Here is an 8,985-nt window from a genome sequence, read left to right as displayed (position 1 = left end):
TGGGTGAGGAACGTATACGGGATGTGAATGCTCCAGGGGACGAGGTTTTCCGGCGGTTGTATGACGGCACCTCGCGTCGTGTCTATGCCTATCTGCGGCGGCATGCCGATCCGGATGTGGCCGAGTCGGTGTTGGCTGAGGTCTACGTCCAGGCGTGGCGCCACTTGGCCTCTCTTGACGCCGATCCGATGGGTTGGCTGATTGTCACGGCGAAGCGAGCGCTCGTGGACCAGCATCGTGCGCGGCAGCGCCGCGACCGGCTCGCCGACGCACTGTTTGCGGGTTCTCGTGACAGACGCCACGAGTCGATGGCCAGCCTGGTGGTGAACCGGCAGCTCCTCCTCGATGCTCTGCGTCGCCTCAGCGACGAGGAGCGCGAAGCCCTCCTCCTGGTCGGCTGGGACGGTTTGGACCACACCAGTGCCGCCGCGGTGGCGGGATGTTCAACGCCGGCATTCACGAAGAGGCTCTCACGGGCCCGCCACCGGCTCACCGACCTGATGGAACCATCCACAGCCGCGGCACCCGTGCTGCGACCTGTCCGGGGAAAGGTATGACTGACATGCGCGACATTGAGTCCATTCGGCCCACCGATGAGGCCATCGATGCCGAGTTCGATGCCCAGCGCCGGGAATCGGTGTTCCACGAGGTGCAGGCACGTGCCAGTGTGGTGCCGATCCGCCGCAGCCGCCGCTGGCCGGCGGCGGTCGCTGCCGCGGTAGCGGGCCTGGCTGTGCTGGGGCTTGCGTTCCAGGCGCTGGTGACCCTCAATGGCCACTCCGTTGCCGACCCGCCAGTGGCTGGGGTGACTGGCAGTAGTTCACCGACGCTGGCCACACCCCGCAACCTGCCGTCACCTCGATACGTTTCGGCCGTAGCGATGCTGGGGCCGGTGGCCGTCGCGGCCGCCGCTGCGCCCGTGGGAGAGCCCGACGCGTTCCTGCACGTGGTCAGGGTGGAGGAGCAACACAGCGTCGCTGGCCAGGGCTCATCTCAGCAGCCGATGCCAGTCGACTCGGGCGTCACCTACTTCGATGACTACATCGACCGTGACGGCTGGCTGTGGAGCCGGCGCACCGGTGACCAGCAGTTCTGGTTGCTCACCGGACAAGACCAATCAACGATCACATCCCTGCCCACGGCCCCGGACGCCCTGGATGCCGCACTCAGATCAGGCACCGGCAACAACAGCGCAGATGAGCGGGTGTTCAAGGGGATCCACGAGATCCTGCTCACCGAGACCGCGCCCCCGGAGCTGCGTGCAGCCGCGATCACCGTCCTGCAGCGCATCGCGGAACACCCCCAGGCCGCCGAGACCACCAAGGACGGACAGACAGCCACCCCCACGATGACAGTGACCACCGTCGACGTCGATGGCGTCACCGGCTACCGGGCCGCCATGACCGATCCGACATCTCGTCCAGGCGTGGAACACTGGCTCGTCCTCGACGCCACCGGCCAGATCCTGGACTCGGGCATGCTGACCCCAGACGTCTCCTTCAGCAGCACGATCACCACCCGGGAATGGGTGGCAGCACTCCCATCCGAGTTCGTCGACGTCCTGGGAACCGATCACGTCGAACGCGACATCAACAGCTGAAACCTGGTGACGCCGCTGGAGACACCAGCGGGGCGATCGATGACGGTGGTAGCTCTTAGGATGCGTCCCATGGCGTTCCTGCGCATCGCGTTCTTTCCTGAGGGCACCGTTGAGCACTGGAGGGTTGTGGCAGCGGCGGTGGGTGAGGTGCCCATCCCTGACGGCCGCCGCGCTTTCGCGGCTGGCCCCACTGACGGCGGCTGGCAGGTCATGCAGCTGTGGGACTCCCGCGATGGGCTGGATCGCTTCAACCGGGACGTCTACCTCCCGGCGGTTGCCGAGTTGGGAGCTGGTGGGTTCCCTGAGCCCCCGGTCGTGACGGATGTCGAGACGGTGGACGCCTGGATCGGTCGGGTTCGACTTTTCTCACATGCAGCCGACTGATAGCCGGACTCGCCTGCAGGCGACGCGCGCTTCTGGACGTGTCACCCAGGCGCGTGCCGCAAACCAGAGCGTCGAAGGGCATACGTTGCCCCAGGCAAGGGCCGGCCGCTCCAACCTCGCCCTTGTGCGCGTGAAGGGACGGGAGGACATTCGCCCACCCCGGATCGGCGGCTCCGGTGGGCTCTGACAGACTGACGCTGCGCGCAGGCGACGACGAGGAACCCGGTGAGAGTCCGGGACGGTGCCGCCACTGTGACCCCGCTGGGGGAGTCAGGAACTCGGGCCTGCGCGGCCAACCATTCGGGCGAGCGACCCCAGGAGGCCACGGCAGATGACCGTAACCACCAATCCCCCCGTTCCAGCACGACGGCTGATCGGCGTCGGCGTCGGCCCCGGTGATCCGGAGCTGATCACCGTGAAGGCCGTGCGCGCCCTGGAGTCCGCCGACGCGATCCTGGTCCCCGCGACGGAGGAGTCCGGCGACGGGCCGGGCCGGGCCGAGCGGATTGTTCAGGCGGCGTGCCCCGCCTCCGCCACACGGATCGTCCGCGTCCCCTTCTCCATGGCCGACAAGTCGGGCGTCTCGCCGCGGCGCAAGCAGGCCTGGCTGACCTCCGCCCGCGCCGCTGTCGAGGCGTTCGCCGACGGCGCCACCACCGTCGCGTTCGCCACCGTCGGGGACCCCAGCGTCTACTCGACCTTCTCCTACCTCGCCGCTCACGTCGTTGAGCAGCTGCCCGACGTGGAGGTCGACGTCATCCCCGGCATCACGGCGATGCAGGCGCTCGCCGCCGCGAGCCGCACCCCGCTGGTGGAGGGGCAGGAGGTGCTGGCGCTGGTGCCGGTCACGGCCGGGCTGGACCGGCTCCGCGAGGTGCTCGCCGTGGCGGACTCCACCGTCGCCTACAAGGGCGGGCGCCGGCTGCCGGAGGTCGCGGAGCTGCTGCGGGGCGAGGACCGCGACGCGGTGATGGGCGTCGACGTCTCCCTGCCGAATCAGCGCCTCGTCCGCCTGTCAGAGCTGGCCGGCGGCGAGTCCGCCCCCTACTTCTCCACGGTCCTGGCGGCGCCCAGCCGCGCGACGACGGGGGGCCGGCTGTGAGCGGCAAGGTGGTCTTCGTCGGCGCGGGTCCCGGCGCGGCCGACCTCATCACGCTCCGCGGCGCCCGCGTCATCGCCGGGGCCGACATCATCATCTGGGCCTCGAGCCTGGTCCATCCCGGGATCGTCGCGGGCGCCAAGCCGGGCGCGGAGCTCGTCGACTCCGCCTCGGCGTCGCTGGAGGACATCGAGCCCCTCTACCGCAGGGCCCGCGACGAGGGGCTCCTCGTCGCCCGCGTCCACACCGGCGACCCGGCCATCTACGGCGCCACCGCCGAGCAGCGCGACCTTATCCGCAACCTCGGCCTCGACTTCGAGTCCGTCCCCGGCGTCTCCGCCTACTCCGCCGCCGCAGCCCGCATGGAGGTGGAGATCACGGTGCCGGAGGTGTCGCAGAGCCTGATCCTCACCCGCCTCGAGGGCGGCCGCACGCCCATGCCGCCGCGCGAGACCGTCCGCGGGTTCGCGGCCCACGGCGCCACCATGGCGCTCTACCTGTCCGCCGCCCGCAACAAGGTGCTGCAGGAGGAGCTGCTCGCCGGCGGCTACCCGCCCGAGACGCCGTGCATCGTCGGCTACCAGGTCTCCTGGCCCGACGAGCTCATGCTGCGCTGCGAGCTGAAGGACCTGTCGGAGACCATGCGCGAGCACAAGCTGTGGAAGCACACCGTCGTGCTCGTCGGGCCGGCGCTCGCCGAGGGCCCGCTCGCCACCCGCAGTCACCTCTACCACCCCGGCTTCCGGCACGAGTACCGCGCGGCCGAGCCCGAGGCGCAGGCGGATCTCCGCGCCCACGTCACCCGCGGCGTCCTGGAGGAGGAGCGATGATCCACGTCCACGGATACCTCGGCGAGGTCTCGCCGGCCACCCGCAGCCTCGCCGCGCGGGTCGCGCTCGTCGTCGGCGGGCGCCGCCACCTCGACGCGCTCGGTGTCGAGGCCGAGCGACGGGTGGTGCTCGGAGCGCTGAGCCCCGCCGTCGAGCGGCTGAAGGCCCTGCCCGACGGCGACGACGCGCTGGTCCTGGCCAGCGGCGATCCTGGCTTCCACGGCATCGTCCGCCGCCTCCGCGAGGAGGGGCTCGAGCTCGCGGTGACGCCAGCGGTGAGCTCGGTGGCGGCCGCGTTCGCAGCGGTCGCGCTGCCGTGGGACGACGCCGTCGTGGTCTCCGCGCACGGCCGACCCATCGACGACGCCGTGGCCGCTGCCCGGCGGCACCCCAAGGTCGCGGTGTTGACCGGGCCCGGCGCCGGGATCCGCGAGCTGGCCGCGGCGCTCGAGGGATGGCCGCGACGCTATGTGGTCGCGGAGCGGCTTGGGGAGCCGGATCAGCGGGTGCGCGAGCTGGACGCGGGGGAGGCCGCCGTCGCGGAGGTGGCGGAGCCGAACGTCGTGCTCATCCTGGATGACTCCACCCCCGAGGAGCGCGACGGCGACGCCCCCGTGGTCGGGCAGGTCACCAACTCCGCGGCCGCGCGGCGGCACGCGGACGCGATCGACGCCGCCCTCGGCGCCCCCACCCGGCGGTACGACGGCCCCGCCGCCGAGGGGCTGGTGCGGGCGTGGCGGGAGTGCGACCTCATCGTCTCCCACCTCGCGCTCGGCGCAACCGCCAGGATCCTGGCTCCACTGCTCGCGGACAAGAAGGCAGATCCGGGCGTGGTCGTGGTCGATGAGGCGGGCCGGTTCGCGGTCCCGCTCGTGGGCGGGCACGCGGCCGGCGCCAACGAGCTGGCCAGGCGCATCGCCGAGGCGACTGGGGGCACGCCCGTGCTCACCACCGCCACCGACGCCCTGAACATCCCCGCCCTCGACACGCTCGGGTGGGCGTACCGCGGTGACGTCGCGGGCGTGACCCGCGCCATCCTCGACGGCCGCCCCGTGCGGGTGCAGAAATCGCAGCCCTGGCCGCTGCCTCCGCTGCCAGCCAACGTGTCAGTGGACGCCGAGGACCCGGTGGCGACGATCCTCGTGACCGATTCGCTGGCTGAGGTGCCGCGCAGCGGGCTCCCCCCGCTGGCTGAGGCGCCGCGGAGCGGCCTCGAAGCCTATGAAGCTCAATCATTCAGCGGAACTCAGGCGGGGCTTGACGCCAGCGTTTCTGAGGCTTCGAGGGCGCTCCGCGCCACCTCAGCCAGCGGGGAGGGGCCGCGCGTCGCCTCAGCCAACGAGATCGTCCTCCACCCGAGGAGCCTCATCGTCGGGATGGGCTGCAACCGTGGCACCGACGTCGCCCACCTCCGCGACCTCCTCGAGCGCACCCTCGCCGACCACGGCCTCGCCCTCGACTCCGTCGCGGCCATCACCACCGTCGACCTCAAGGCCGGCGAGATCGGGCTGCTCCAACTGGTCAAGCAATTGGGCGTGAAGCTCATCGACTACCCCGCCGAGGAGCTGGCCGCTCAACCCGCGCCGACCCCCAGCGCGATGGTGGAGGGGCACGTCGGCACGCCGTCGGTGGCCGAGGCGTCCGTCCTCGCCCATGGCGCCGAGCTGATCGTGGCCAAGCAGCGCAGCACGGACGCGACGTGCGCGGTTGGGCGCATCCCGGCCCGCGGGCGGCTGAGCGTCGTGGGCCTGGGCCCGGGCGTCCGCGACCTGCTCACCCCGCGCGCCAAGGAACGCCTCCAGCAGGCGACTTTCGTCGTCGGGTACGGCCCGTACGTCAAGCAGATCCGTGACCTCATCCGCCCCGGCGTCCGTATCATGGCCTCCAAGATGGGCACGGAGGAGGCGCGAACCTCTGCCGCCATCGGAGCCGCCCGCAGCGGCGAGAACGTGGCCCTGGTCTGCGGCGGCGACCCCGCCGTCTATGCCATGGCCAGCCCCGTCCTGGAGCAGGGCACCGACGGGATCGACGTCGACATCGTGCCTGGCGTCACCGCCAGCCTCGCCGTCTCCGCGATCCTCGGCGCGCCCCTGGGCCACGACCACGCCACCATCTCGCTGTCCGACCTCCACACACCCTGGCCCAACATCGAGCGACGGCTGCAGGGCGCGGCCGTCGGCGATTTCGTGGTCGCGCTCTACAATCCCCGGTCGCGCACCCGCACGGCCCACCTGCCACGCGCGCTGGCGATCCTCGGCGCGCACCGCTCGCCCGATACCCCCGTCGCGGTGGTGCAGCAGGCGTGCCGGCCTCGGCAGAAGGTGATCATGAGCACGCTGGCCGAGTTCCAGCCCGAGTGGGTGGACATGAACTCGCTGGTGGTGGTGGGATCGTCGACGACGAGGTTCGTCACCTCGGGCGGCGGGCGGCGGCTGATCGTCACCCCCCGGGACTACCAGTGGATGCCGGACACGGCGGAGGAGGTGGACGCATGAGCGTGCCGCTGATCATCGCCGCCCACGGCACCCGCGTGGGCGAGGGTGTCGCGCAGTGCGAGGAGCTGGCCGGTCTGGTCGGGGAGCGGCTGCCGGGCGTCCCGGTCTCGGTCGGCTATGTCGAGCTGGCCCAGCCCACCATTACTGATGCGCTGGTGGCGTCGCTGGCCGACGGCGGGCGCCGCGCCGTCGTCGTGCCCCTCATGCTCGGCACCGGCGGCCACGTCCGCTCCGACATCCCGCAGTTCATCGCCGAGGCGACGGCGCGAGTGCCGGGAAGCCGCGTGGAGTACGCACGACACCTCGGCCCGGAGCCGCGGCTGATCGAGGCCGTCGAGGCGCGGCTGGCGGAGGCCGCGGGGGAGTGGGCCACTGGCGAGACGACGGTGGTGTTCGTCGGGCGCGGCGCGCTGGTGCCCGAGGCGAACGCCGATCACCTCCGGGTGGCGCGGCTGCTCTACGAGCGGGGCGGGTGGGCCGACGTCGAGTCCGCGTTCATCCAGGTGACCAGGCCGTCGCTGCCGGAGGCGCTGGACCGGGCCTACGCCCACGGTGCGCGACGCATCGTCGTCATGGGGCACTGGCTGTTCGCCGGTCGGCTCAAGGGCTGGACGCGCGAGCAGGCCGCCGAGTGGCAGGGGGCGCACCCGGATGCCGAGGTGCGGGTGGCCGACGTGATCGGGGCGTGTGCTGCGTTGGCCGACGTGGTCGCGGAGCGGTACCGGGAGACGTTGCCGGTCTCGGAAGGCGGGTCGCCCGCGTACCTGGCGGGGCTGATGCTCGGTGGACGTGACGTGCTCGTCGTCGGGGGCGGGAAGGTGGCCAGCCGGCGGGTGTCGCGGCTGGTGGAGTCGGGCGCCCGGGTGAGGGTGGTGGCGCCGTCGGTCACGCGGGCCGTGGAGGCCCTTGCCGACGCCGGTCGGCTGACCTGGCTGGCGCGGGAGTTCGACGACGCCGACCTCGACGGCACCTGGTACGTGATGGCGGCCACCGACTCGCCGGAGGTGAATGCGAAGGTCGCGGAGGGCGCGGAGCTGAGGCACACGTTCTGCGTGCGGGCCGACGACGCCCGCGGCGGTTCGGCGTGGACCCCGGCGACGGCGGAGGTGCGGGGTGTGACGGTGGGCGTGGTGGGAAACCGGGAGCCGCGGCGCACGCGTGATGTCCGCGATGCGATCGTGGCGGCACTCTCGGAGCCGCCACACTCGACTCAAGGTGAATGACCGGCTCTCGTTCCAGCGTGCTGCCCGAATGCGCCGGGCTACTTCCGCTCATGCCGAGAGTCGGATGTCGCCAGATGGCCGAGTCCGAGTCGTGGGCAGTCGTCTGCGGCACATTGGCAGGTTTGGTGCCGTAGTCGACACCGAACCTGCCGATTGGCCCCTTCGCCGATCCGAGGCGTGGCCTCTGGCTGGCTGAGTGCCGCCGTGCGGTGTGGTCAGTCGAGCGGTTCCGTGGCGGTGTTGGTCGCTGCGGTGGAGATGTCGGTGTCGGCGTCGAGGGTGTCCGCGGTGGCGGGACGCCAGTGCGGGGGTCCACGCTCAGGGGGCGGAACAGAGGGTGCCGCTGCGGGCTCGTTTCCGCGCGCTCGGCTTCGGCACCTGGGGGTGGCGGGTGGCGATGTCCGCGGGGGAGTGGCGGTAGTGGCGGTGGCCTAGGGCCCGGTTGAACGTGGGCGGTGGCACTGGGGGACCGTCTCCGCGGTGGAGGCTCGGGTTGCAGCCCGCGTCTGAGGCGGGGTGACCCTCGAGCTTGACGAGAAGTGTCCTCAACGAACTGGATGACACGGCCGGGTCACGGACCGCCTGAACGCCCGAAACTGCCGCGGGCCTGACCTAGTCGAGTCGAAACCGCATGAGCCAGCGAGGGTGGTTGGCGGCCGTCGCGACGGTTTTGGTGATGCGCTCGAAGCCCTCGGATTCGAAGAGCGTGGTGGTGCCTACGTAGGCCGCCGTCGAGTTCATCCGTCCGTCGCTGGTGTCGGCGGGGTAGGCCTGGATGATCGGCGCGCCGGCCTTCCGCACGTAGTCGACCGCTGCCTGGAGCAGGAGCCGTGCGAGCCCGCGGCCTTGGTGCTTCCTCCGGATGCGGAAGCAGACGACCGTCCAGGCCGGAGCCAGGTCGACCTGAGTCAATCGCTGGGAATTCTTCACGGCCGGCAGAAGCTCCAGAGGGCCGAAGCCAAGCCAACCGGCCACCTCGCCGTCCACGTACGCGATCAGGCCTGGGGGCACGTCGCCAACCAGCAGTTCCTTGAACTTCGCCTCGCGACCGTCAGGGGTGTCCTTCGGCCCGAATCGGGGAAGCACGCACCAGCAGCCTGGGCTCACGGCCGCGCATGCGTCTGTGAAGCGGTCCTCGGTCGCGGGCCAGATGCTAACGTCCTCACGCGCGAGTGGGCTCCGCATGGACACGACCATACGCGAGATCGGGCATGGCCCGCTTGGGCTCACTGACGCATTCGCTCGACCCCGGGCGCGCGACCGTCGGTCGGTCAGACACGGGTCGTCCCTCGGGCTGCCGACAGGCTCGAACCCAGGGAGTTGGCTGAAGCCTCGCAACATCCGACTCTGCCGC

The 8,985-nt window shown here is 71.4% G+C and carries 8 protein-coding genes and 1 riboswitch; of the genes, 7 read left to right on the top strand and 1 reads right to left on the bottom strand.

Annotated elements, in window-relative coordinates:
- From ACZK5D_RS16565 to ACZK5D_RS16535, 7 genes are all read left to right on the top strand, one after another.
- Positions 1-557, top strand: a 557-nt coding sequence (locus ACZK5D_RS16565; protein ID WP_463664191.1) for an RNA polymerase sigma factor, incomplete at its 5' end; no start/stop codon positions are given.
- A gap of 5 nt (positions 558-562) precedes the next feature.
- On the top strand, positions 563-1,600 hold the full coding sequence (locus ACZK5D_RS16560; protein ID WP_463666116.1) for a hypothetical protein: 1,038 nt from the start codon (positions 563-565) through the stop codon (positions 1,598-1,600).
- Positions 1,601-1,669: 69 nt separating this feature from the next.
- Positions 1,670-1,984, top strand: coding sequence for a hypothetical protein (locus ACZK5D_RS16555; protein ID WP_463666115.1), 315 nt, complete (start codon positions 1,670-1,672; stop codon positions 1,982-1,984).
- 188 nt (positions 1,985-2,172) lie between these two features.
- Positions 2,173-2,286: riboswitch (cobalamin riboswitch) on the top strand.
- Positions 2,287-2,315: 29 nt separating this feature from the next.
- Complete coding sequence (gene cobI / locus ACZK5D_RS16550) at positions 2,316-3,086, top strand: precorrin-2 C(20)-methyltransferase (RefSeq protein ID WP_463666114.1); 771 nt, start codon at positions 2,316-2,318, stop codon at positions 3,084-3,086.
- The gene (gene cobM, locus ACZK5D_RS16545; protein ID WP_463666113.1) at positions 3,083-3,913 is read left to right on the top strand and encodes a precorrin-4 C(11)-methyltransferase; all 831 of its coding nucleotides are present in this window, start codon (positions 3,083-3,085) and stop codon (positions 3,911-3,913) included. Before cobI ends, cobM begins: the two co-directional genes overlap by 4 nt.
- Positions 3,910-6,408 carry a precorrin-3B C(17)-methyltransferase gene (gene cobJ, locus ACZK5D_RS16540; RefSeq protein WP_463666112.1) on the top strand — a complete coding sequence of 833 codons (2,499 nt, stop codon included), beginning with the start codon at positions 3,910-3,912 and terminating at the stop codon, positions 6,406-6,408. Before cobM ends, cobJ begins: the two co-directional genes overlap by 4 nt.
- Positions 6,405-7,631: a siroheme synthase domain-containing protein gene (locus ACZK5D_RS16535; RefSeq protein ID WP_463666111.1), complete on the top strand. Its 1,227-nt coding sequence runs from the start codon at positions 6,405-6,407 to the stop codon at positions 7,629-7,631. Before cobJ ends, ACZK5D_RS16535 begins: the two co-directional genes overlap by 4 nt.
- Positions 7,632-8,243: 612 nt before the next feature.
- Here the strand turns inward: ACZK5D_RS16535 and ACZK5D_RS16530 are convergent.
- Positions 8,244-8,717, bottom strand: a complete 474-nt coding sequence (locus tag ACZK5D_RS16530) for a GNAT family N-acetyltransferase (RefSeq protein WP_463666078.1) — start codon at positions 8,715-8,717, stop codon at positions 8,244-8,246.
- Positions 8,718-8,985 lie beyond the last annotated feature (268 nt).

Source organism: Tessaracoccus yangjingae (assembly GCF_055326235.1).
Note: the sequence above shows the minus strand (reverse complement) of the source record. Positions and strands in the feature narration are given on the sequence as shown.

Coding starts and splice junctions, on each gene's coding strand:
- ACZK5D_RS16560 (WP_463666116.1), top strand. CDS start 563: ATGCGCGACATTGAGTCCATTCGGCCCACCGATGAGGCCATCGATGCC.
- ACZK5D_RS16555 (WP_463666115.1), top strand. CDS start 1,670: ATGGCGTTCCTGCGCATCGCGTTCTTTCCTGAGGGCACCGTTGAGCAC.
- cobI (WP_463666114.1), top strand. CDS start 2,316: ATGACCGTAACCACCAATCCCCCCGTTCCAGCACGACGGCTGATCGGC.
- cobJ (WP_463666112.1), top strand. CDS start 3,910: ATGATCCACGTCCACGGATACCTCGGCGAGGTCTCGCCGGCCACCCGC.
- ACZK5D_RS16535 (WP_463666111.1), top strand. CDS start 6,405: ATGAGCGTGCCGCTGATCATCGCCGCCCACGGCACCCGCGTGGGCGAG.